The following is a 22,335-nucleotide window of genomic DNA, read 5'->3' as shown; positions in this document are numbered from 1 at the left end:
GTTCAGGCCGCGGCTTTCGGTGCGTCGGCGCGAGCGTCGGCGAGACCGAAGTCTTCAGGAAAATGGTCGAGTGCGGACAGCACGGGGTAAGGTGTCATGCCGCCCATCGCGCACAGCGAGCCGGACACCATCGTGTCGCAAAGATCGCGCAGCAACTGCACTTGCCGCGTGGACGTGTCGCCGTTACGGATTCGTGCGATCACTTCGACGCCGCGTGTGGAACCGATGCGGCACGGCGTGCACTTGCCGCAGGATTCGAGCGCGCAGAAGTGCATCGCGTATTGCGCGAGTTCGGCCAGATTCGACGTGTCGTCGTGCACGACGAGACCGCCGTGGCCGACCACGGCGCCGACCGCCGCATACGCTTCGTAATCCATCGGAATGTCCCACTGGCTTTCCGGCAGATAGGTGCCGAGCGGGCCGCCGACTTGCACGGCGCGCGCGGGCCGGCCGCTTGCCGTGCCGCCGCCGTAGTTGTGAATCAGTTCGCGCAGTGTCACGCCGAAGGCAAGTTCCACGAGTCCGCCTTGCTTGACGTTGCCTGCCAGCTGGAACGGCAGCGTGCCGCGCGAACGGCCCATGCCGAAATCTTTGTAGAACGCCGCGCCGCGCGCGAAGATGATCGGCACCGTGGCGAGCGTGATGACGTTGTTGATCACCGTCGGCTGGCCGTACAGACCGACCAGCGCGGGCACCGGCGGCTTCGCGCGGACGATGCCGCGCTTGCCTTCGAGCGATTCGAGCAGCGCGGTTTCTTCGCCGCAGACGTACGAGCCGGCGCCCTTCGCGACGAACAATTCGAACCGATGCGCGGAGCCGAGCACGCTGTCGCCAAGCCAGCCGGCGGCGCGCGCTTTTGCAATTGCGGCTTCCAGCGTCGCGATCGAATGCGGATATTCGCTGCGCACGTAGATGTAGCCGGCCGTTGCGCCGGTCACGACGCCCGCGATGATCATGCCTTCTATCAGCACATACGGGTCGCTCTCCATCACGAGGCGATCGGAGAAGGTGCCGGAGTCGCCTTCGTCCGCATTACAGACGATGTACTTCTGCGCGGCTTTCGCCGCGCGCACCGTGCGCCATTTGATGCCGGCGGGGAACGCGGCACCGCCGCGTCCGCGCAGGCCCGATTCGATCAGCGCTTCGCATGCCGCGTCGCCGTCGGTTTGCAACGCCTGGCGCAAGCCTTCGAGACCGCCGTGCGCAACGTAGTCGTCGGTGGAAAGCGGGTCGGTGATGCCGATGCGCGCGAACGTCAGACGCTGTTGCTTCTTCAGATACGGAATCTCGTCCACCACGCCGACGCGGCGAGCATGCTCGCCACCGTCGACGAAGCCCGCGTCGAAGAGCGCGCCTACGTCACTTTCCTCGACGTTCGCATAACCGACGCGGCCTTCGGCCGTTTGCACTTCGACGAGCGGTTCGAGCCACAGCAAGCCGCGCGAGCCGTTGCGAATCAGGTCTATCGCGATGCCGCGGCGTGCGGCCTCGGCTTTGATCGCGTCGGCCAGCGCATCGGCGCCGAGTGCGAGCGCCGACGAATCGCGGGGAACATAGATGCGCGTCATGCCGTCACCTCCACGCATTTGCTGGCGGCCGCGAAAATGGCGTCGAATTTCTGCGGCGTAACCTTGGCATGGAGCGTGCCGTTGACCATCATCGCAGGCGACAGCGCGCATTGGCCAAGGCAGTACACCGACTCGAGCTCGACCGCGTCGCCGGTTTCATGCCCCGCATCGAAGCGGCAGCCCGTGTGCGCCTCGATGTGCTGCGCGAGCGCCTCGGTGCCCATGCTGCGGCAGGCTTCCGCGCGGCACAGTTGCACCGTGACGGGCGCCGCCGGACTCGTGCGGAAATGGTGGTAGTAGGTAATGACGCCGTGCACTTCCGCGCGCGACAGGTTCATCACGCGAGCGAGCGATGGCACCGTGGCGGGCGGCACGTAACCGAGTTCGTCCTGAATCGCGTGCAGCACCGCTAGCAGCGACTTGCCAGGCAGCGCATGACGCTCTACGAGCTGTTCCGGCGCGAAGGCGATGAGATCGTCCAAGTGGGGGCTCCTCCAAAGTCATATATGCACTTGTTATTCATAATGTGTGCACTTATGCTTCGTTTATTCGATATGGGATAGCCGAACGATAGGCGGGCGAAACGGCCTATGCAATAGGAGAAACCTGTACATATATGATCAGAATCGAGTGCCACGCGCAACTGGTGTTGAAGGGTCCGGACGGTCGGGAGGCAAGCCTGTCGGACGTCGTGCCGTTGCTCGCTCTCGTGAACGAGTCGGGCAGCATTGCGCAGGCGGCGGCGCTTAAGGGTTTGTCCTACCGTCACGCGTGGGGTTTGTTGCGCGGAATCGAGGAGCGTCTGGGCGGTCCGCTGATCGCGAAGGAGCGTGGCCGAGGTTCGGTGCTATCGGAGCTCGGCCACGCGGTGCTGCGTGCCCAGCGTTTATGCGGCGAGCGGCTCGACGGCAATATGCAGGCGCTGGCGAGCGAGGTGGCAAGCGATCTGAATCGTTGGCTCGCGCCGCCCGTCGATCACGTGCGCATTCACGCATCGCATGGCTATGCCGTGGCGGCGCTCGTGACCGCGCTGGTCGCGAACGAGCTGCCCGTCGAAATCAAATACCGCGACGGTGCGGACGCCGTGAGTGCGCTCGCGCGCGGCGAGTGTGAATTGGCCGGCTTCCACTTGCCGCTCGGCGAGTTTCGCGAGGCTTGCGCCGATACGTACCGGCGCTGGCTCGATCCGCAACGCCATGTGCTCGTGCATCTGACGCGGCGCAAGCAGGGGCTTTTTCTGGGCAAGGGTAATCCGAAGACCATCGGCGGCCTGAGCGACCTCGCGCGCGACGATATCCGCTTCGTCAATCGTCAACATGGCTCCGGCACGCGCATGCTGCTGGATCTGGCGCTGACGAAGCTCGGCATCGACCCGGATCGCGTGAATGGTTATGCGTCGGCGGAGCTTACGCATTCGGCGATCGCCGCATTCGTTGCGAGCGGCATGGCCGACGTGGGCTTTGGCGTGGAACCGGCGGCGCATCATTTTGGGCTCGACTTCATTCCTGCCGTCGACGAAGACTATTACTTCGCATGCGACCGCGCGCGGCTCGAGCGCGAGCCGCTGTCCACGGTGATCGAACTGTTGCGCGGCAGCGCGTTTCACGAAAGCGTCGATCAACTGCAAGGCTACGATCCGCGCGAGTGCGGCAAAGTCGTGGACCTCGAGGCAGGATTGAGCGGAGCAGGCGCGTAAGCGGTTGTAAACATCGTGGCGCGTTCGACGCTGCGTATGGCTTTCGTTTGGGATACTCTCTAAGCTTCCGCTTTTGCCCAACCGCGCGCCAGGCCGCGCTACGAATCGATATGAAAGCTCTTGTACATGCATGCGCCGCCGCAGCGTCGGCTGGTTTGCTCCTCGTGACCATTCCGGTCGCTTTCGCGCAGAATTCGCCGGGCGTGCCGGGCGGAATTCTGCAGGAGCAGTTCCGGCTTGCTGAACATCCGCAAATGCCGTTCGCGGCTTCCGCGCCGTCGGACAAATATCAGTCGGACAAGAAGTCGGCCATGCGCAAGCGCGGCGACCTGGGCGACCCGAATGGCTGCAACCTGCGCTGTCCGAAAGACGAGTAGGCTGCTAGTGCATTTCTGCTAGTTGAAACGCCGGCGCTTTGCCGGCGTTTTTCGTTGGTTATGCGCCTGGGCGCCGGTTAGGGCTTTGCCGTGTGCCAGACGTCCTTGAAGCCGTCTCCTTTTGCGTCCCCCGCCTGCTTGTCCGCCGAGTAGCGATAAAGCGGATGACCTTTGTACGCCCATTGCTGCTTGCCGTCCGCCGACGGAATCAGTGTCCAGTCCCCGGACGGTTTGTCGGAGGGGCTCGCCACGGCAGCCGGCCAATAGCTCATGCAGCCGCCCGTGCAGGCGCTGACGCCCGGCGTCGTGTCCTTGTCGAACGTGTAGAGCGTCATGCCGTCGGCGGTAACGAAGCGGCCGTCGACAACCTTCGGGGGTTCGGCAAAAGCGGCCTGTTGCAGTGCCAGCAAGGCGAGGCAGAAGAGGGTTTTGCGCATGATGTCGGCTCCTGTTGTTTGTGATCGTGTGAGTTGTTAGCGCGCAGGGCGGCTCGCGTCCGCGCGCGAGGTATCAACGAACGAGCCGGGAGGTTTATTCCACGTGTGCCGGATGTGTTCGCTATTCACTTGCGGCCCGATGTTCATTCGCGTCGTCATCTCGTTCCCGGTGCGTTTGCGCTCGCACTGTCACAGTAGGCGACGGATTCGGGTTTAGCAACGCGTCGCGATGTTGCAAGGCGCGATTTATCGCGGCTTTGTTGAATTAGGTTAATTCCTATTTTGATGTAGGAATGTTTCGCATTGTATGTAGGGGCAGCGAATTAGCCGGGTGTATGTTTTTCATGAACACGCGGTCATTAACAAAAATGATTGATGGTATTTTTAGCGTGCGCCCATACCACGCCTGGAAATAGAACCGACTGGTCGATCCGATGGTCACAGCCGTCATAGCCGGGGCAGGCTCGCCATGTACGCCGCCGGGCAACGTAATCCGGAATATTCATGGATTAAACAAAGAAAATTCTGATGAATAAAGATAAATGAAAAATTCCGTCAAGATGCCGTTTTTTAAAAAAACCCGAGTGCTAGAATCTGCGCCGCTCGATGAGCAAGAAATTACTCTCGAGCTAATCATTTATTCAGTTAACTTAAGTAAACAAAAATGCAAAAAATCAACCGTAATGAACTGGCCAAATCAGCTGTTGCCGGCGGCTGCTGCAAGAGCAGCACCGCAAAGACGACGCAGACGACGCTGAAGAGCGCTGCTCCGGTCAAGTCGCGCGCCTAATGCTCGACCGTGCCGGAACCGCGCCCGCTGGCGAGGTCCCGGCACACGAACGAACGCCAACATGAAGCCGTGGGTCGTCGGGTGGAACGTGCTGACTTTCCTGCGCAACCGGATCGCGAGTGCGAGGCGCAGCGTACAGGTCGCGTTGATTGCGCGCATGCCGCGATCGGCAATCGAGCCGCTGTCCGCCGTTTTATGGAGGGTCTATCGGCTCGTCGATGCGCGTGCCCGGTGGGAAGGCCTGTGCCGTTACGAGATGGGCCGCGACGTACTTGACTTGCCACTGCGCAACCCGGGCCGCGTTGCCGCCGGCCGCTTCCGCGAGCGCCTGATCGACCAGCGGATTTATTTTGGCCGGCTGTCGCGGGGCAGCGAAGCATGGTCCGACCTGCAGCAGATCGCGAGTTCACTCGCCGCACGAATCAGGCAGTTGCAGGCAAACGAACCCGGTCGCCCGGTCATCGTGTCGCCGTTTCACTATGTGTCGCAATACGCGAACATTTATGTCATCGACGAATTGCGGGCGTTGCTCGGACTCGAATCGATCGCCGTGGTGTCCGGCGTGCCACGAGATATGTATGGCGATGATCACTCGCTCATACCAGGCGTGAACGTGCTGTATACCTACGGGCAAGACGATCGCAATGGCCTCGGCCTGCGTGTCGCGCGCGCGTTGAAGCGCAGTGGCGTCGCGGTGTTATTTGCCGACGTGCCTCCGTTCGCACTGCACCGTTATCCCATGGAGACGGTGAGCGTCTCCATGTTTGGGCGCAACGCGCGAATTCATAACGGTGTGTTCCGGTTGGGCGCGCAGTTCGACGCGATATTGCTGCCGTTCTATCTGCGCTTTGAGCGCGGCCGCTTCGGCGCCGAAATGTTCGAGCCGTTGCCGCTTGCCGCGACAGGTGCCGTTCAGCAGGTTGCGAGGTACATCGAAGCCGCGGCCGCGAACAACTATTCGGATTGGCTGGTTGCCGGCCATCCCTCGATGTACTCGTTCGCGCCCGTTCGCTAAAGCTTTCCCGCCCAGCGCATGAGCCGCGGTATTGCATTCGTCCCAAAAGCGCGCAGGCATAGAAATGCGCACAGACCAGCACCGGCTGGCATCCGGCAGCAACGAGGCTATGGAACCGATCTATCTCCCACAATTCAGGGACGTCTCGTGGCGTTGGCTCGCTTATGCGGCGTCCACGCTCATCGTTGTCGCGGTCGTTTTCGCGTTCGTTCACGACGTGGAGCTGAAACAGGACGTGCGCGCGGAAATCGTGTCGCCGTCGGAAATCAAGATCCAGGGGCTGAGCGGACTGGTTTCGGACATCTATGTCAGCACCTCGGCGCGCGTCGGGCAGGGCGCACCGCTCTTCAGGCTGGAGCGCGATCTTTCGCTGGCGAGCGACGGCCGGCAGCGCCCGGCTTTTGACGCGCATGACCGTGACGAGCAGATTCGTACGAGCGAAGCGCAATACACGCAGCGCAAAGCCGACCTCAGCGCGCAACTGAATGCCGCACGTCTTGCCGCGCAAAGCCGTCGGGCGGAGATCCTCGCGCTCGATGAGCAATTGAGCCAGAACGAGCAATTAGCCAACGAAGCGCAACGTACGGTCGCACGGCTCGAATCGGTGGCGGACTACGTCACCGCAGACCGCGTCGAACAGGCGAGGGCGGTGACGCATCAGGCGAAGGTATCAGTTGCGCAGAGCGCCGCGCGCCGTCAACAATTGAACGCCGAACTCGGCGCGGCACTCGGAACCCAAACCGGGCTTGGTGCGCAGCTGACTGAACTCGAAGCGCGCCATGCGCGCGAACTCCAGGACATTCGTGTGCGGTTCGAGCAGATTCGCCAGGACGCGACCATTTCCGCGCCGAAGGCGGGCGTCGTTACTTTTTCTGGGCTCGTTCCCGGCCGCACGCTGGCCACGGACGACGTCGCACTCGTGATATCGACCGGCGAGAAGGGGCCGTTGCGCGCTGCATTGCGTATTCCTTCGCGACGGCGTGGCTTTATCCGCGAAGGGCAAGTTGTGCGGCTCAAGTTCGACGCGTTTCCCTATGCAAAATTCGGCAGCTACGCGGCGCGCATTGATTCGATCTCCCGCACCACGGTGCGATCAGGAATGTCACCGGCGGGCGCTTCGGAGCCGCGCGGTGCGCAAGGCGACTATATGGCATGGGCCACGTTGAGCGACGACAAGTTCAAGTTCGAACAGCAACGCTTCGACATTCTGCCCGGCATGGCCGCGACGGCGAGCATCGTGATCGAACGGCGCACCATCGCCGAATGGGTGCTCGCGCCATTTTTCCGCATGTTGCGAGCTTGACGATGCGCGCGATCTATCAAAACGAAGTTGCCGAGTGCGGCTACGCGTGTCTGGCCATGGTCCTGTCGCACTTCGGCCGAGCCATTGAAGTGCGTGAGTTGCAGGCATTCAGGCCGATCTCAGCCAACGGCCTCTCGCTGATGGACCTGTACGACGTGGCAGTCGAATTCGGTCTCGCCGTGCAGGCGTACCGCTTTGACGCCGGCGATCTGCCGAGCATCAAGCGCGGTTCGATTCTGCATTTCGGCGGCGCGCATTTCGTCGTTTTCGAGAATTGCGGGCGCGGCTATGTGAAAGTGATCGATCCGGCGAGCGGGCGGCGGCGCATCTCCATGGACACCTTTGTCGCGAATGTGTCCGGCTACCTGCTCGAATGTGCGCCGACGCCAGCCATGCCGCGTGTGCGCAACAAGTCGCGTGTGCCAGGCGCGCTGGCTCGCGTGCGTGCGCTCAATCCGCAACTCACCGCGCAGATCGCCAAGGTGATGTTCGTCGCGCTCGGCAGCCAGTTCGCGATTCTCGCCATGCCGTACCTCGGCAATCTGTTGCTCGACGACGTCGTCGCCGCTGACAACCTGAATCTGCTCAATGTATTGATGCTGACGTTCGCCGGTATTTTTATCGTCGGTGCGTTGAGCCAGTACGTTCAGACCTACCTCGTCGAGCTTCTGCACGGGTTGGTGCAGATGAACATGACCGAGGGAATCGTGGCGCAACTGTTGCGCAACCCCATACCGTACTTCGAGAAGCGTCACGTCGGCGATCTGTTTGCGCGCGTGAAGGCGCAAGACGAAATCAGCGCCTTCACCACGCGCACTACGATCTCGTCAGGTATCGACGTCGCGGTGGGCATGCTCGCGCTCGCATTGATGCTGGTACAAAGCAGGCAACTCACGCTGATCGCCGTGCTGATTTTCATGGTCTACGTGGCGGTGTCCTTCGCGTTGTTTTCGCGCATGCGCGACACCCATGCATTGGTGCTGGAGGAGTCGGCGCGCTGCGACGACACGCTTATCGAAACGATCCGCGCGGCTTCGTTGATCAAGCTGTCGCAGGGCGAGGCGCGGCGCACAGCGATCTTCATGGGGAAATATCGCGCGTATATGGCGGCGTTGGTGAAGAACAGCCGCTTCGCGAGCGCACGCGACGCGATCCTGAAACTTGTGGACTACGCGGACATGATCGCGGTGAGCTGGTTCGCCGCGCGTCTGATGTTGAGCGGCACGATTTCGGTGGGCGTCTTCTATTCGTTTCTGATCTACAAGTCGCTGCTGTCCGAGCGCTTTGCGCGAGCCGTCAACGCAGCCTTCGAATATTTCATGCTGAGTGTTCCGGTTGCGCGCGTGGGCGATATCGTCGATGGCGAAGCGGAGCGGTACACCGAGCCCGGCGAGATGCATAAGGCCGTCGAGGTGCGAACGTTCGAGCGCATCGACGTGCGCGGCGTCACGTTCCGCTACGGCGTTTCCGATCAACCGGTGCTGAAGGACGCGAACATCGTGATCCGGCGGGGCGACAAGATTGTGATTACCGGCGCCTCGGGAACCGGCAAGTCGACGCTCTTCAAGTTGCTTGCCGCAGCCGAGCCGCTGCAGGAAGGCGAGATCACGCTAAACGGGATCGCGTGGCCAAATCTCAGCGTCGATGAAATCCGACGACATGCCGTTCATATGCGGCAGGGCGATCTGATCCTGCACGGCTCGATTGCCGACAACGTCTCACTTTTCGCGGGCAATGCGGACGAGGCGCGCATTCATGCATTGCTAGACGACGTCGGCTTGCTGCCCGATGTGATGCGCCTGCCGATGCGCACGCGCACGGTGATTAGCGACACGATCGCGAATATTTCAGCGGGCCAGCGGCAAAGGCTGCTGCTGGCCCGCGCGTTGTATCAGCAGCGGGAACTGCTGCTGCTCGATGAGCCGACTTCGAACCTCGACCCCGCATCCGTGCGGCATGTTGTCGACTTGTTGCTGCGTCTCGAACGCACGGTGGTCGTGATTACGCATGACATGTCGCTCGCTTCGGCGTTCGACACGCGCTATCGATTGGTCGACGGTGAACTGCGATGCGAGGCTCGCGAGCGAGTTCTGACGGATGAATAAACGCACGATCGCGAGCGCACTGCTTATGTTCAGCAGCGTGGTTTACGCAGAGGCCGCAGAGGCTGTCGATCTGCTCACCGTGGTGGAGCAGAGCACCGATCACGACGCGGATCTGGCGGCGTTTCGCGCCGGCTCGAGAGCCGCGGGAGAGGCATTGCCGAAAGCCCGCGCGGCGCTGCTGCCACAAGTGGCGGCGGGTTGGGGGCGGGCGTACAACAGCACGGTGACCGAGGGCGTTCCGAACACCCACTACTGGCAGAACGGGTGGACTGTCGCGCTCACGCAGCCTGTTTTCGACTGGAGCAGGTGGACCACTTATAAGCAGGCAGATTTCGTTCAGGCGCGCGGCGCGGTCGATCTCGCGCGTGCGCAGCAATCGGCCATTCTGCGAGCCGTGCAAACGTACTTCGACGAACTCGCAGCCGAAGACGAACTGACACGCGCCGACGACTACACGGCGGCGCTGGATGTGCACCTGGAAGAACTGCGGCGTCGGCGGCGTGCCGGCGAGGCCACGGTGATCGATGTGCAGGAAGCCGAGGCGGCTTGCCAACAGGCGCGATCGCAACAATTGGACGCCCGGGACGACTTGCAGTTGAAACGGCTCGCGCTGGAACACCTCACGGGGCAGCGGTTTGCGGGGCTGTCGCGCTTGTCGGACGCCGCAGTCATGCCAGGGCTGTACCCGGAAGATATGGAAAGCTGGGCCTCGCAAGCCGAGGCGCACGACTACACGGTGCAACTGAGGCAGATCGATCGGCGCATTGCAGAACTCGAGGTCGAGAAGGCTCGCGCAGCTCGGTTACCGGTCGTGAATCTGACGGCGAGCCATACGCCAGCCGGCGCAGCGTCCGGCTACGTCCGCCCGACGACGACAACGACGGCGATGCTGTCGATGAGCATCCCCATTTTCGAAGGCGGTGCAACGAGCGCGAACATCGACGAAAAACTGGCACTCGAAGACAGGGCACAGGACGAACTGGTTGCGGCGACACGATCGGCGGGCGCTAGCGCGCGGGAATACTGGTCGCGCTTTCTTGCCGGCGTCGCCCGCGTGGAAGCACTGTCGCGATTGGTGCAGAGTTCGCGCGCCGCGCTCAACGCGACGAAGGTCGGCTATCGCGTGGGCAGTCGCGGGAGCGCAGATGTACTGCGGGCATCCGACGCGTTTTTCGCGAATCGCCGCGATCTTATTCGGGCACGGTATGCAACAGTTGTTGGGCTTCTTCAGTTGAAGGCGGCAACGGCGAGCCTTGATCTCGACGAAGTGGCGCGCGTTAATGAACTCGTGCTGAACGTTAGAGACCGTCAGCCGGCGACTCGCGTGGATGTGCAACACGCGGTGGTGGATGCCAAGGTGGAGCGGGTGGCGGTTGAGGCAAAGATAGAGACGGCTGCAGCGGGTAATGAGATGCCGCTGGCGGTGGTTGGTACCCAGCCTCCACAAAGCGTAGCCGGCACGGATCCGCAGCCGGCAGCGATTGATGCGGCCGTGCAACGCGCGCTGGGCTCTATTCGTCAGCAATGAGCGCCGACGCAATCTGCGCTGCACAGTTCGTGGTGGGTGGGATCGCCATGCCGAAGCGCTGGCGATCTAAAGACAAAAAACCCCGAGCGGCTAGCGCCGTCGGGGTATTCGTTAAGGCATTGCCATTTGCCTGAAAGGTGTCTGGTGGAGGCGGCGGGAATCGAACCCGCGTCCAGAAGCACTCTACGACCAGTTCTACATGTTTAGTTCTGTCATTTGATTTAACCATAGTGACGCGGACGAACACGCTGCACTACGGCGATTCACTAGATTTTCGACCCGGACGTCGTGACTCCGTCAAGGCTTAACTGACGTATATGACCTCTGTCGGTATTGCTACCGGTCTTGCGACTCTAGCCCGTCAGTGAACTAGGCAGAGGACGGCGGCCCTTAGGCTGCCAGTGCGAACGTATCGTCGTTTGCAGTTACGTTTTTCCCATTGATTAACGAGGTTACGGGTCCTCGACATGCCCTAGCCGCTTCGCAACCCCTGTCGAAACCAGGTCGCCCCCGCGGTTCGTTGCTCAGAACTTCGAGCCAACGTATATTTTACAATAGTTTGACGGCCGTGTCTTGGCCCATTCCTGGTGGATGTGAGCTGTCCGTTCGGGCCCGTGCCGAGGCCGGTCGCTAACCGATGTCGCGAAGCAGCTTCTGCAGCTCGGCCGGCGACTGCACGACATGCTGGGCATGCCATTGCGTCGGCGGAATATCGTCGCCGCAGTAGCCGTAGGCCGCAGCCACCGTCTTCATGCCGGCAGCAAACCCCGCCTGCACATCGCGCAGATCGTCGCCGACGTAGACGATGCGCTCGGGCGTCACGTCGAGTTCGCGAGCGGCGTGCAGCAACGGCGCCGGGTGTGGTTTCGAGTGCGGAGTCGTATCGCCGCTGACCACGCAGCCCGCCCGCTCTTCCAGACCCAGTTGCGCGACTAGCGGTTCCGTGAGCCGCGCGACCTTGTTCGTGACGATGCCCCAGCGCACGCCTCGCGCGTCGAGTTCATCGAGCAGTTCGGGGATGCCGGGAAAGAGCGTGGTTTCGATGCAAAGGTCCGCTTCGTAGTTGGCGAGGAACTCCTCGCGCATCGATGCGAACTCGTGGTCGTCAGGCCCAATGCCAAACGCCCCGCCGAGCAGCCCTCGCGCGCCAGCCGACGCGAGCGGCCGTAGTCGTTCGAGCGGGACCATATCCAGCCCGCGATCATGGCGCATCTTGTTGACGGCGGCGGCAAGGTCTGGCGCCGTATCGGCCAGCGTGCCGTCGAGGTCGAACAGCACGGCTTGGCAAAGACCCAGTGCGTCTTCGTGGTCTTCGCGTTGGGGCAGGGGCGTAGGATCGCTCATCGATTGGATTGGGTCGGCGTTCGGGCGGATCAGGCGTCGCGGCGGCAGGCGAGCATGTAGTTCACACTCGTGTCTGCGGAAAGCGCGAAGTGCTTGCTGAGCGGGTTATAGACAATACCCTTGATGTCTGCAGTGCGCAGGCCGGCGGCTCGCACGAAGCCCGCGAGTTCGGACGGACGGATAAAACGCGCATAGTCGTGCGTGCCTTTGGGCAGCATGCGCGCAACGTATTCCGCGCCGATCACCGCAAACAGGTATGACTTCACGTTACGGTTGAGCGTGGAAAAGAACACCCAGCCGCCCGGTTTGACGAGCGTCTTGCACGCCTCGACGATCGCTGCGGGCTGCGGCACATGTTCCAGCATTTCCATGCAGGTGACCACGTCGTAGGTGCCCGGCTCACGTGCGGCGAGCGCCTCGGCGGCGATCTCCTCGTAATTAACCGTTACACCGCTTTCAAGGCTGTGAAGATCGGCGACGCCAAGAGCTTCGCTCGACAAGTCGATTCCTTTGACGTGCGCACCCAAGCCGGCCATCGACTCGGACAGAATGCCGCCGCCGCAACCGATGTCCAGCACGTGCTTGCCGGCCAGATGCGCGTGGGCGTCGATCCAGTTCAAGCGAACGGGGTTGAGTTCATGCAGCGGTTTGAACTCGGCGTTTGGGTCCCACCAACGATGCGCAAGGTCACTGAATTTCTGTAGTTCGTGGGGATCGGCGTTGGTCATGGCGAAGCTGCCTCGATGAGAGCGGTGAGCGGGCGCTCGAGGATAAACCCGGAGTATATAGGCGAGGGGCCGGGGCGGCAAAATGCCGCCCGCGCGTGCAAGCGGTTGGCGGCGCTCGCCTGGATTGATCGGCGATCTGCGCAGTCTGCGCAAAAAAAAGCCCCGCCGAAGCGGGGCTTTTTGTACTGCGGTAGTTTGTAGCTTACTGCTTCGAAGTACCGACAACTTCGACTTCCACGCGACGATCCGGTGCGAGGCAGGCGATGAGTTGCTTGCGGTTCTTCTGGTTGCAACCGGTCGTGACCGGGTTGCGCTTGCCCTTGCCTTCCGTGTAGATACGGTTGGATTCGATGCCCTTGCTGACCAGGTATGCCTTCACAGCTTGAGCGCGACGCAGCGACAGACGGTCGTTGTACTTGTCCGAACCGATGCGGTCCGTGTAACCCGTTGCCACGACGACTTCGAGGTTCAAGCCCTGGATCTTCGATGCCAGATCGTCCAGCTTTTCCTTGCCAGCCGGCTTCAGGATAGCCTTGTCGAAGTCGAACAGTGCGTCAGCCTGATACGTGATCTTCTGGCTGGTGATGGCCGGTGCCGGTGCGACCGGTGCCGGCGGCGTCGGAGCCTGGGCAACCAGTGCGCCGTCGCACTTTGCGTTAGCCGTTGCCGGCGTCCAGAATGCATCGCGCCAGCAAAGCTCGTTCGTGCCGTTCATCCACACGTATTCGCCAGTACCATTCACCCAGTTGTCATTGGTAGCTTGTCGCGACGCCGGCACCGACTGTGCCATTGCGGATGCAGCCATAACTGCGGTAGCTGCAATGAACGCGAGCTTTGAAAGTTTATTCATATTTCTCCTCTCGAATTTGAGATTACCGCAGGTTTACTGCGAGCCTGTTGACGAAGACAAGTCATACATTGCTCGAAGTATAACATTGGTGCCAAACAAAAAACGTTGTGTGTAGACTTCGAGCAGTGTCTGACTCTTTGTGCGTTGGCATTTTGCCATATCGTTCCCTTCCGACGATAAAAAAATCCGCCCCCGATCAAAACGCCTTCCAATTGTGGTGCATGCGCAACAGAACCGATCCCCCGGAGCGTCCCGCCAGTCATGGCTGAGCGCGAAATTGCCCCACGCATTAATCGAGCCTGGCCGGCCCGGATATGGGGCATTTGAACGCCGCTCTGACGCCTTTGCCGAGCACTCGCTAATAGGTATACGTGCGACCGTCGGGCGCGGATGACCGGCATGTTAGAATCGCGTGATGCGTTGCGCCTGCAATGCTTACGCGAAGGCGCCGTCTTCCCGTCGCCTTCGCACGTAAAAGATACGGATAATGGATCAATTCGCCAAAGAGACTCTGCCAATCTCCCTAGAGGAGGAAATGCGCCGTTCGTATCTCGATTACGCGATGAGCGTGATTGTAGGGCGTGCGCTTCCCGACGTTCGCGATGGCCTGAAGCCGGTCCACCGGCGCGTGCTTTACGCGATGCACGAACTGAACAACGACTGGAACCGCGCGTACAAGAAGTCGGCACGTATCGTCGGCGACGTCATCGGTAAGTACCACCCGCACGGCGACACGGCTGTATACGACACCATCGTCCGGATGGCGCAGGACTTTTCGCTGCGTTACATGCTGGTAGACGGCCAGGGCAACTTCGGTTCGGTCGACGGCGACAACGCCGCGGCCATGCGATACACCGAAATCCGCATGGCCAAGATCGGCCACGAACTGCTTGCCGACATCGACAAGGAAACGGTCGATTTCACGCCGAACTACGACGGCAGCGAGAACGAGCCGGCCATTCTGCCCGCGCGCATTCCCAATTTGCTGATCAACGGCTCGTCGGGTATCGCGGTCGGCATGGCGACCAACATTCCGCCGCACAACCTGAACGAGGTTGTCGACGCGTGCCAGCACCTGCTCAGGAACCCGGAAGCCACGATTGACGAACTGATCGAGATCGTTCCGGCCCCCGATTTCCCGACCGCCGGCATCATTTACGGCGTGGCAGGCGTGCGCGACGGCTATCGCACCGGCCGTGGCCGCGTGGTAATGCGCGCGCTGACGCACTTCGAAGAGATCGATCGCGGCCAGCGCATGTCGATCATCGTCGACGAATTGCCGTATCAGGTGAACAAGCGCTCGCTTCTCGAGCGTATTGCCGAACTCGTCAACGAGAAAAAGCTGGAAGGCATTTCCGATATCCGCGACGAGTCCGACAAGAGCGGTATGCGCGTCGTGATCGAGTTGAAGCGCGGCGAAGTGCCGGAAGTCGTCCTGAACAATCTGTACAAGGCGACCCAGCTTCAGGACACCTTCGGCATGAACATGGTCGCGCTGGTCGACGGCCAGCCGAAGCTGCTGAATCTGAAGGAGATGTTGTCGTGCTTCCTGTCGCATCGCCGGGAAGTGCTGACGCGGCGCACTGTATACGAACTGCGCAAAGCTCGCGAACGTGGGCACGTGCTCGAGGGTCTGGCCGTTGCGCTCGCCAATATCGACGAGTTCATCGCGATCATCAAGGCCGCGCCGACTCCGCCGATCGCAAAGCAGGAATTGATGGCGCGTCCGTGGGATTCCTCCCTCGTGCGAGAAATGTTGTCGCGCGCCGAAACGGAAAACGCGTCGGCCGGTGGCCGCGAAGCCTATCGTCCTGACGGATTGAATCCGTCCTTCGGTATGCAGTCGGACGGCCTCTACCGTTTGTCCGACACCCAGGCTCAGGAAATTCTGCAGATGCGTCTGCAGCGCCTGACCGGCCTGGAGCAGGACAAGATCATTGGCGAGTATCGCGACGTCATGGCGCAGATTGCCGATTTGCTGGACATCCTCGCGCGCCCGGAGCGGATTACGGCGATCATCGTCGACGAACTCACCTCGATCAAGTCGGAATTCGGCGACGCGCGCCGCTCCAAGATCGAGCTGAACGCAACTGAGCTGAACACCGAAGATCTGATCACGCCGCAAGAAATGGTCGTGACCATGTCGCACGCCGGTTACGTCAAATCGCAGCCGTTGTCCGAATATCGCGCCCAGAAGCGCGGCGGTCGCGGCAAGCAGGCGACTTCCATGAAGGAAGACGACTGGATCGACACGCTGTTCATCGCGAACACGCACGACCATATTCTGTGCTTCTCGAACCGCGGCCGCGTGTATTGGGTCAAGGTCTACGAAGTGCCGCAAGGTTCGCGGAATTCGCGCGGTCGTCCGATCGTCAATATGTTCCCGCTGCTGGAAGGCGAAAAGATCACGGTCGTGTTGCCGGTCAAGGAATTTTCCGCAGACAAGTTCGTGTTCATGGCCACCGCGTTAGGAACGGTAAAGAAGACGCCGCTCGAAGCCTTCAGCCGACCGTTGCGCAAGGGTATTATCGCGGTCGGTCTCGATGACGGCGATTACCTGATCGGCGCGGCTATCACAGACGGTCAACACGACGTCATGCTGTTCTCCGATTCTGGCAAGGCGGTCCGCTTCGACGAAAACGACGTGCGGCCAATGGGACGCGAGGCGCGCGGCGTCCGTGGCATGCAACTCGAAGACGGTCAGAACGTGATCGCGTTGCTGGTGGCGGGCGACGAGCAGCAGTCGGTGCTCACGGCTACGGAAAACGGCTTTGGCAAACGCACGCCGATCACCGAGTACACGCGTCACGGTCGCGGCACGAAAGGCATGATCGCGATCCAGACGTCGGAGCGCAACGGCAAGGTCGTCGCGGCCACGCTGGTCGATCAGGAAGCGCAGATCATGCTGATCACCAATACGGGCGTGCTTATCCGTACGCGCGTGTCGGAAATTCGAGAAATGGGCCGTGCAACCCAAGGTGTTACACTCATCAGCCTTGACGAAGGGACCAAGCTTTCAGGTCTGCAACAGGTTGCCGAAGCAGAAGCAGACGTCGATGTGGAAGGCGACGCCGAAGGTCCCGCCGACGGCAGCAACGACGTCGAAGACGGCGGTGCGGCCTGACCTGCGTCGCAGCTTGCGCATTCGTTAACCGGTTGAAAGCTGCGCAGGAAACATAGCGTGTCGGGCCGACATGCTTTCTGCGCGGCAAGCAGTTCAAGTCAATTTCTATTAGGGAGTAATGATGCAGAAACGATTTAAACAACTGGCGTTGCTGGCTGCCCTCGTGCCGACGTTTGCAATGGCTCAAGCGCTTCAGAGCCAGGCTCCGTCGGCTCCGGCTGCTGCCGCAGCACCGGTTGATCCGGCCAAGCAGGCTGCAATCAAGGACCTGCTGGACGCAATCGACGCGCAGAAGCTCGTCGGCGCAATCGGCAACAGCGCGCAAATGCAAGCAAAGCAGCTGGTCCCGGCTATCCTCTCGGACGCGCTGAGCGAGAACAAGACGATGACGGACAAGCAGAAGCAGGCTTCCGTCCCGACGCTGCAAAAGAACGCAGTGCCGAAGCTGGTTGACGGCGCAGGCCAGGTCTTCGCGACGGACAGCTTCCGCCAGGACGCAATGCAAGCTCAGTACGATGCTTACGCAAAGTACTACAGCACGTCGGAAATCAAAGATCTGACCACGTTCTACAAGAGCCCGACGGGCCGCAAATTCATCCAGGTTCAAGACCAGGTTGGCCGCGACGTCGTCAACGGCTTGATGCAAAAGTACATGCCGCAATCGATCAAGGCGACGCGTGACCAGGCTGACAAGGAAGTCGCTTCGGTCAAGCCGGCTAAGTAAAGCCTCGGGCGAATACTGCGCTCGCGCGCCAGTGGCGGCCCCTTGCCGGGCCGCCGGGTTTGGCGGGTTCGCGGGGACAGTGCGATAATGGCCGTTTGCGCGTGTGCGCAAATGGCCATTATTTTTTGGCGCGAGATTGTGGAGTCTGCTGCGTTTTGATCGCCGCGTTGCAGATCGACACAGCGTTTCTCGTCTGTCAATAAATCTAGCCGGTTCAGCAGCTTATTTTCGCGGCGGCCTCTTCGCCGACTCGTGCGCGATCTTCCGTTTTCGCGCCGCTTTCAGGATCTCACGATGCGCGTCTTTAATTTCTCCGCCGGCCCGGCGGCCATGCCCGAAGAAGTGCTGCGTCAGGCAGCCGACGAGATGCTCGACTGGCAAGGCAGCGGTATGAGCGTGATGGAAATGAGCCATCGTGGAAAAGAATTCATGTCGATCCACGAGGAAGCGCTCCTCGACCTGCGCGAGTTGCTGGCCGTGCCGGCGAGCCACCGCATCCTGTTTCTGCAAGGTGGCGGTCTCGGCGAAAACGCAATCGTGCCGATGAACCTGCTCGGTTGGAAGCCGCGCGCCGACTTCGTCGTCACGGGTTCGTGGTCGCAAAAGTCACTGAAGGAAGCGCAGAAGTACGGCACCGTGCACGTTGCGGCAAGCGGCGAGACGGCTGACGGTTTCACGCGCGCGCCCGCATTTTCCGAATGGCAAATGTCGGACGATCCGGCTTACGTGCACTTGTGCACGAACGAGACGATCCACGGCGTCGAGACATTCGAGATTCCTGATCTCGGCAACGTGCCGTTGGTGGCGGACGCGTCATCTCACATCCTGTCGCGTCCCATGGACATCGCCAAATACGGCGTGCTGTTTGGCGGTGCGCAGAAGAATATCGGCATGGCCGGCGTGACGGTCGTGATCGTGCGCGAGGACATGCTGGATCGCGCGCAGGCCATTTGCCCGTCGGCGTTCGAATGGAAGACCGTCGCCGAGAACAATTCCATGTACAACACGCCGCCCACGTATGCGATCTACATCGCGGGGCTGGTGTTCAAGTGGTTGAAGAAGCAGGGCGGCCTTGCTGCGATCGAAGCACGTAATCTCGAAAAATCGAAGCTGTTGTACGACACGATCGACTCGAGCAGCTTCTATCTGAACAAGGTCGAGCGTAGCTCGCGTTCGCGGATGAACGTACCGTTCTTCCTCGCCGACGAGTCGCGCAATGAAGAATTCCTCGCCGGCGCGAAAGCGCGGGGAATGGTGCAGCTAAAGGGCCACAAGTCCGTCGGCGGCATGCGGGCGTCGATTTACAACGCCGTTCCGCTCGAAGGCGTCAAAGCGCTTGTCGAATACATGAAGGAATTTGAACAGCGCAGCGCCTGAGTGCTTCGGCATTCGGCGCGCGCATCCTTTCCAGCACGCTTTTTTCCAGCAGCTATCGGCAGGACCGTTTTCACGCATGGACGACGAACTCAATAACCGACTCAAACCTCTTCGCGAACGCATCGACGCGCTCGACGCGCAGCTGATCGCGCTTCTCAATCAGCGCGCCGCGGTGGCGCTCGAAGTCGGCGAGGTCAAAAAGCATTTCAACGCGCCGGTGTTTCGCCCCGAGCGCGAGCAGCAGGTGATCGCCCGTCTGCAGGACATGAGCGAGGGGCCGCTCGCGAGCGAGCATATCAGCGCGATCTGGCGCGAGATCATGGCGGCCAGCCGGGCGCTAGAAAAGACAATCAAGGCGGCTTACCTCGGGCCGGTGGGCACCTACAGCGAGCAGGCCATGCACGAGTACTTCGGTCAATCGATCGAGGGGCTGCCGTGTCCGTCGATCGACGAAGTATTTCGCTCGGTCGAAGCGGGCGCCGCCGAATTCGGTGTCGTGCCTGTCGAGAATTCGACCGAAGGCGCGGTATCGCGCACGCTGGATCTGCTGTTGCAAACTCAGTTGGCCATTGGCGGCGAACTTGCGTTGCCGATTCATCACAATCTGTTGACGCTGAATGGCGGCCTTGCGGGTGTCACGCGCGTGTGTGCGCACGCGCAGGCGCTCGCGCAATGTCAGCGCTGGCTCGCGACCAATGCGCCGCATCTGGAGCGTCAGGCGGTGTCGAGCAACGCGGAAGCCGCGCGCATGGCGGCGGAAGATCCGACCGTCGCGGCGATCGCGGGCGACCGCGCTGCGACCCACTACGGCTTGCAAGTCGCCTATGCGCTGATTCAGGACGACCCGCACAACCGCACCCGCTTCGTCATGATCGGCAAGGAGCGCACAGGCGTGAGCGGACACGACCAGACGTCGCTGATCGTGTCGGTGGCAAATGAGCCGGGCGCCGTGTTCAAGCTGCTGGAGCCGCTCGCGCGTCATAGCGTCTCGATGACCCGCTTCGAATCGCGGCCAGCGCGCGTGGGTACGTGGGAGTACTACTTTTATATCGACGTCGAGGGCCACCGCGACGATCCGGCTGTAGCTGCCGCGCTTGAAGAGCTTGGCCAGAAGGCAGCATTTCTGAAGATTCTCGGCTCGTATCCGCGTGCGCGCTAACGGTCACCGGTCGGCGAGTAAGCTCACGCAGACAGCAGGCCGGCGCGCTGGCCGCGACTTTTCTAATAATCGTTCGGAGATTTCATGACAACGTCCTTCGGTCCTTCTTACGTACGCGCTATAGCGCCCTACATTGCCGGTAAGCCCATTTCTGAAGTGGCGCGCGAGTTCGGGTTGGACGAAGCGAATATCGTGAAGCTCGCATCAAACGAGAACCCGCTCGGCATGCCGGAGTCCGCTAAACGTGCGATGGCGCAAGCCGCGAGCGAGCTGGGCCGCTATCCCGACGCGAATGCGTTCGAGCTGAAGGCCGCACTGAGCGAGCGCTACGGCGTGCCGTCGGACTGGATCACGCTCGGCAATGGCAGCAACGACATTCTCGAGATTGCCGCGCACGCGTTCGTCGAGAAAGGGCAGTCGATCATTTACGCGCAGTACTCGTTCGCGGTCTACGCACTCGCCACGCAAGGCTTGGGCGCGCGGGCGATCGTGGTGCCGGCTGTCGAATATGGGCACGATCTCGACGCGATGCTGGCCGCGATCACCGACGACACGCGCCTGATCTTCGTCGCCAATCCGAACAACCCGACCGGTACGTTTATCGAAGGTTCGAAGCTCGAAGCGTTTCTCGACAAGGTGCCGCGCAACGTGGCAGTGGTTCTGGACGAGGCGTACACCGAATATCTGCCTGCGGAAAAGCGCTACGACTCCATCGAGTGGGTGCGCCGTTATCCGAGCCTGCTCGTGTCGCGCACGTTTTCGAAGGCGTTCGGTCTCGCGGGCTTGCGTGTCGGCTTCGCGATCGCCCAACCGGAGTTGACCGACTTGCTGAACCGTCTGCGTCAGCCGTTCAACGTGAATACGCTCGCGCAAGCCGCAGCTATCGCCGCGCTCAACGACAAGGCGTTCCTGGAGAAAAGCGCGGCGCTCAACGCGCAGGGTTATCGCCGTTTGACCGAAGCGTTCGAGAAGCTCGGCCTCGAATACGTACCGTCCGACGGCAATTTCGTACTGGTGCGTGTCGGCAATGACGACGCGGCCGGCAATCGCGTGAACATCGAATTGCTGAAGCAGGGCGTGATCGTGCGCCCGGTCGGCAACTACGGATTACCGCAGTGGCTGCGCGTCACGATCGGACTGCCGGAAGAAAACGAAGCGTTCATCGCCGCACTCGAAAAAACCCTCGCCACCGCCTAGGCGGCGAACCTTGACCCACGCGCCTCGTCGATATGAAAGGCGCGCTTTTTGTGTGACCGACGTGGCCGCGTTTTCTTTTAACAAGCTGGTGATTTTTGGTGTCGGCCTTATCGGCGGATCGCTTGCGCGCGCACTGCGCGAGCGCGGCGAAGCGGACGGCGCGCGCACGGTAATTGGCGTGGGCCGCTCGGCTGCGTCGACCGGGCGCGCGGTCGAACTCGGCGTGATCGATAGTTCGGCGGCATTGTCCGACGACGCCGCGCTGCGCGAAGCGCTTGCCGACGCCGACGTCGTGCTGCTCGCGGCGCCTGTCGCGCAGACTCAGCCGCTTCTTGAGTGCATTGCGCCATTTCTCGGCGCGGATACGATCGTGACCGACGCCGGCAGCACCAAATCCGACGTTGTCGCCGCTGCCCGTGCCGCACTGGGCGCGCGCATCGGCCAGTTCGTGCCAGGGCATCCCATTGCCGGGCGCGAGTCGAGCGGCGTCGAGGCCGCGTTGCCGGACCTGTATGTCGGCCGCAATGTCGTACTGTGTCCGTTGCCGGAGAATGCGCCGGGTACCGTCGAGCGCATCGCGGCGATGTGGCGCGCGACTGGCGCGCTCGTGCGCGACATGGCACCAGAGCAGCACGACCGCGTGTTCGCTTCGGTCAGTCATTTGCCGCATGTATTGTCGTTCGCGCTCGTCGAGCAGATTCTCAATTCGCCCGATGCCGCACTGAAATTTTCGTTCGCCGCGGGCGGCTTTCGCGACTTCACGCGAATTGCCGCGTCGAGCCCGGAGATGTGGCGCGACGTCTGCATTGCCAACCGCGTTGCACTGCTTGACGAACTCGATGCCTATTCTGCGGTGCTGGCGCGCCTGCGCACGGCTATCGAGGCTGCCGACGGCGCCGCGCTCGAAGCCGTGTTCGCCCGCTCGCGCCTCGCGCGTACCGAATGGCAGGAGCAACGCGCGGGCGGCGGCGCGCCGGGCGACGCGTCCAAATAACCGGAAACTGGACTTAATC

The 22,335-nt window shown here is 61.5% G+C and carries 19 protein-coding genes and 1 other RNA gene; 13 read left to right on the top strand and 7 right to left on the bottom strand.

Going from position 1 to position 22,335, the window contains the following annotated elements; genetic code table 11:
- Positions 1–2: 2 nt before the first annotated feature.
- Both H281_RS0120285 and H281_RS0120280 read right to left on the bottom strand, forming a co-directional pair.
- Complete coding sequence (locus H281_RS0120285; RefSeq protein WP_020068991.1) at positions 3–1,568, bottom strand: formate dehydrogenase beta subunit; 1,566 nt, start codon at positions 1,566–1,568, stop codon at positions 3–5.
- Positions 1,565–2,050, bottom strand: a complete 486-nt coding sequence (locus H281_RS0120280; protein WP_020068990.1) for an NAD(P)H-dependent oxidoreductase subunit E — start codon at positions 2,048–2,050, stop codon at positions 1,565–1,567. Before H281_RS0120280 ends, H281_RS0120285 begins: the two co-directional genes overlap by 4 nt.
- A 134-nt stretch (positions 2,051–2,184) precedes the next feature.
- Here H281_RS0120280 and H281_RS0120275 point away from each other — a divergent pair, with 134 nt between their 5' ends.
- Together H281_RS0120275 and H281_RS0120270 are read left to right on the top strand one after the other, a co-directional pair.
- On the top strand, positions 2,185–3,264 hold the full coding sequence (locus H281_RS0120275; protein ID WP_020068989.1) for a substrate-binding domain-containing protein: 1,080 nt from the start codon (positions 2,185–2,187) through the stop codon (positions 3,262–3,264).
- Positions 3,265–3,374: 110 nt separating this feature from the next.
- Positions 3,375–3,641 carry a hypothetical protein gene (locus H281_RS0120270; RefSeq protein ID WP_020068988.1) on the top strand — a complete coding sequence of 89 codons (267 nt, stop codon included), beginning with the start codon at positions 3,375–3,377 and terminating at the stop codon, positions 3,639–3,641.
- A 77-nt stretch (positions 3,642–3,718) separates the two neighbouring features.
- Here the strand turns inward: H281_RS0120270 and H281_RS0120265 are convergent, their stop codons facing one another.
- Positions 3,719–4,078 carry a COG4315 family predicted lipoprotein gene (locus H281_RS0120265; RefSeq protein WP_020068987.1) on the bottom strand — a complete coding sequence of 120 codons (360 nt, stop codon included), beginning with the start codon at positions 4,076–4,078 and terminating at the stop codon, positions 3,719–3,721.
- 542 nt (positions 4,079–4,620) lie between these two features.
- Between H281_RS0120265 and H281_RS36915 the strand changes: the two genes are divergently transcribed.
- The 5 genes from H281_RS36915 to H281_RS0120240 all read left to right on the top strand — a co-directional run bounded on the left by H281_RS36915 (position 4,621) and on the right by H281_RS0120240 (position 10,819).
- Positions 4,621–4,836 (top strand): hypothetical protein, encoded by a 216-nt coding sequence (locus tag H281_RS36915; RefSeq protein ID WP_164701916.1) that lies wholly within the window; start codon positions 4,621–4,623, stop codon positions 4,834–4,836.
- 93 nt (positions 4,837–4,929) lie between these two features.
- Complete coding sequence (locus H281_RS0120255; RefSeq protein ID WP_020068985.1) at positions 4,930–5,883, top strand: lysophospholipid acyltransferase family protein; 954 nt, start codon at positions 4,930–4,932, stop codon at positions 5,881–5,883.
- A gap of 109 nt (positions 5,884–5,992) precedes the next feature.
- Positions 5,993–7,186, top strand: a complete 1,194-nt coding sequence (locus H281_RS0120250) for an HlyD family secretion protein (RefSeq protein WP_027804787.1) — start codon at positions 5,993–5,995, stop codon at positions 7,184–7,186.
- Between the two features lie 2 nt (positions 7,187–7,188).
- Positions 7,189–9,291, top strand: a complete 2,103-nt coding sequence (locus H281_RS0120245; protein WP_033379641.1) for a peptidase domain-containing ABC transporter — start codon at positions 7,189–7,191, stop codon at positions 9,289–9,291.
- Positions 9,284–10,819: a TolC family outer membrane protein gene (locus H281_RS0120240; RefSeq protein WP_020068982.1), complete on the top strand. Its 1,536-nt coding sequence runs from the start codon at positions 9,284–9,286 to the stop codon at positions 10,817–10,819. The genes H281_RS0120245 and H281_RS0120240 overlap by 8 nt, the downstream gene beginning before the upstream one ends.
- A 142-nt stretch (positions 10,820–10,961) precedes the next feature.
- On the opposite strand, the gene ssrA is transcribed toward H281_RS0120240, so the two are convergent.
- From ssrA to ompA, 4 genes are all read right to left on the bottom strand, one after another.
- Positions 10,962–11,331: a transfer-messenger RNA gene (gene ssrA / locus H281_RS35730) on the bottom strand.
- A gap of 118 nt (positions 11,332–11,449) precedes the next feature.
- Positions 11,450–12,163 carry a phosphoglycolate phosphatase gene (gph, locus tag H281_RS0120235; protein ID WP_020068981.1) on the bottom strand — a complete coding sequence of 238 codons (714 nt, stop codon included), beginning with the start codon at positions 12,161–12,163 and terminating at the stop codon, positions 11,450–11,452.
- A gap of 29 nt (positions 12,164–12,192) precedes the next feature.
- Positions 12,193–12,891, bottom strand: coding sequence for a bifunctional 2-polyprenyl-6-hydroxyphenol methylase/3-demethylubiquinol 3-O-methyltransferase UbiG (gene ubiG, locus H281_RS0120230; protein ID WP_020068980.1), 699 nt, complete (start codon positions 12,889–12,891; stop codon positions 12,193–12,195).
- A gap of 202 nt (positions 12,892–13,093) precedes the next feature.
- Positions 13,094–13,741 (bottom strand): outer membrane protein OmpA, encoded by a 648-nt coding sequence (ompA, locus tag H281_RS0120225; protein ID WP_013340148.1) that lies wholly within the window; start codon positions 13,739–13,741, stop codon positions 13,094–13,096.
- A gap of 487 nt (positions 13,742–14,228) precedes the next feature.
- Between ompA and gyrA the strand changes: the two genes are divergently transcribed.
- The 6 genes from gyrA to H281_RS0120195 all read left to right on the top strand — a co-directional run bounded on the left by gyrA (position 14,229) and on the right by H281_RS0120195 (position 22,316).
- The gene (gene gyrA, locus H281_RS0120220; protein WP_027804785.1) at positions 14,229–16,865 is read left to right on the top strand and encodes a DNA gyrase subunit A; all 2,637 of its coding nucleotides are present in this window, start codon (positions 14,229–14,231) and stop codon (positions 16,863–16,865) included.
- 121 nt (positions 16,866–16,986) lie between these two features.
- On the top strand, positions 16,987–17,589 hold the full coding sequence (locus H281_RS0120215) for a DUF2059 domain-containing protein (protein ID WP_027776416.1): 603 nt from the start codon (positions 16,987–16,989) through the stop codon (positions 17,587–17,589).
- A 294-nt stretch (positions 17,590–17,883) separates the two neighbouring features.
- Positions 17,884–18,966, top strand: a complete 1,083-nt coding sequence (gene serC, locus H281_RS0120210; protein WP_027804784.1) for a 3-phosphoserine/phosphohydroxythreonine transaminase — start codon at positions 17,884–17,886, stop codon at positions 18,964–18,966.
- Between the two features lie 76 nt (positions 18,967–19,042).
- Positions 19,043–20,125 carry a prephenate dehydratase gene (gene pheA / locus H281_RS0120205; RefSeq protein WP_027804783.1) on the top strand — a complete coding sequence of 361 codons (1,083 nt, stop codon included), beginning with the start codon at positions 19,043–19,045 and terminating at the stop codon, positions 20,123–20,125.
- A gap of 84 nt (positions 20,126–20,209) precedes the next feature.
- A complete protein-coding gene (gene hisC / locus H281_RS0120200; RefSeq protein ID WP_020068975.1) occupies positions 20,210–21,322 on the top strand; it encodes a histidinol-phosphate transaminase in 1,113 nt (370 codons plus the stop codon).
- A gap of 52 nt (positions 21,323–21,374) precedes the next feature.
- On the top strand, positions 21,375–22,316 hold the full coding sequence (locus H281_RS0120195) for a prephenate dehydrogenase (protein ID WP_020068974.1): 942 nt from the start codon (positions 21,375–21,377) through the stop codon (positions 22,314–22,316).
- Positions 22,317–22,335 lie beyond the last annotated feature (19 nt).

Source organism: Paraburkholderia caledonica (assembly GCF_000383275.1).
Lineage (GTDB): Bacteria > Pseudomonadota > Gammaproteobacteria > Burkholderiales > Burkholderiaceae > Paraburkholderia > Paraburkholderia caledonica.
This window is presented reverse-complemented; position numbering and strand designations above follow the sequence as displayed.

Excerpts from the sequence above, each read along its gene's own strand:
- gph (WP_020068981.1), bottom strand. The coding sequence starts at position 12,163 with ATGAGCGATCCTACGCCCCTGCCCCAACGCGAAGACCACGAAGACGCA.
- H281_RS0120215 (WP_027776416.1), top strand. The coding sequence starts at position 16,987 with ATGCAGAAACGATTTAAACAACTGGCGTTGCTGGCTGCCCTCGTGCCG.
- H281_RS0120245 (WP_033379641.1), top strand. The coding sequence starts at position 7,189 with ATGCGCGCGATCTATCAAAACGAAGTTGCCGAGTGCGGCTACGCGTGT.
- H281_RS0120270 (WP_020068988.1), top strand. The coding sequence starts at position 3,375 with ATGAAAGCTCTTGTACATGCATGCGCCGCCGCAGCGTCGGCTGGTTTG.
- gyrA (WP_027804785.1), top strand. The coding sequence starts at position 14,229 with ATGGATCAATTCGCCAAAGAGACTCTGCCAATCTCCCTAGAGGAGGAA.
- H281_RS0120255 (WP_020068985.1), top strand. The coding sequence starts at position 4,930 with ATGAAGCCGTGGGTCGTCGGGTGGAACGTGCTGACTTTCCTGCGCAAC.
- serC (WP_027804784.1), top strand. The coding sequence starts at position 17,884 with ATGCGCGTCTTTAATTTCTCCGCCGGCCCGGCGGCCATGCCCGAAGAA.
- hisC (WP_020068975.1), top strand. The coding sequence starts at position 20,210 with ATGACAACGTCCTTCGGTCCTTCTTACGTACGCGCTATAGCGCCCTAC.
- H281_RS36915 (WP_164701916.1), top strand. The coding sequence starts at position 4,621 with ATGAAAAATTCCGTCAAGATGCCGTTTTTTAAAAAAACCCGAGTGCTA.
- ubiG (WP_020068980.1), bottom strand. The coding sequence starts at position 12,891 with ATGACCAACGCCGATCCCCACGAACTACAGAAATTCAGTGACCTTGCG.
- pheA (WP_027804783.1), top strand. The coding sequence starts at position 19,043 with ATGGACGACGAACTCAATAACCGACTCAAACCTCTTCGCGAACGCATC.
- H281_RS0120285 (WP_020068991.1), bottom strand. The coding sequence starts at position 1,568 with ATGACGCGCATCTATGTTCCCCGCGATTCGTCGGCGCTCGCACTCGGC.
- H281_RS0120240 (WP_020068982.1), top strand. The coding sequence starts at position 9,284 with ATGAATAAACGCACGATCGCGAGCGCACTGCTTATGTTCAGCAGCGTG.
- H281_RS0120275 (WP_020068989.1), top strand. The coding sequence starts at position 2,185 with ATGATCAGAATCGAGTGCCACGCGCAACTGGTGTTGAAGGGTCCGGAC.
- ompA (WP_013340148.1), bottom strand. The coding sequence starts at position 13,741 with ATGAATAAACTTTCAAAGCTCGCGTTCATTGCAGCTACCGCAGTTATG.
- H281_RS0120265 (WP_020068987.1), bottom strand. The coding sequence starts at position 4,078 with ATGCGCAAAACCCTCTTCTGCCTCGCCTTGCTGGCACTGCAACAGGCC.
- H281_RS0120250 (WP_027804787.1), top strand. The coding sequence starts at position 5,993 with ATGGAACCGATCTATCTCCCACAATTCAGGGACGTCTCGTGGCGTTGG.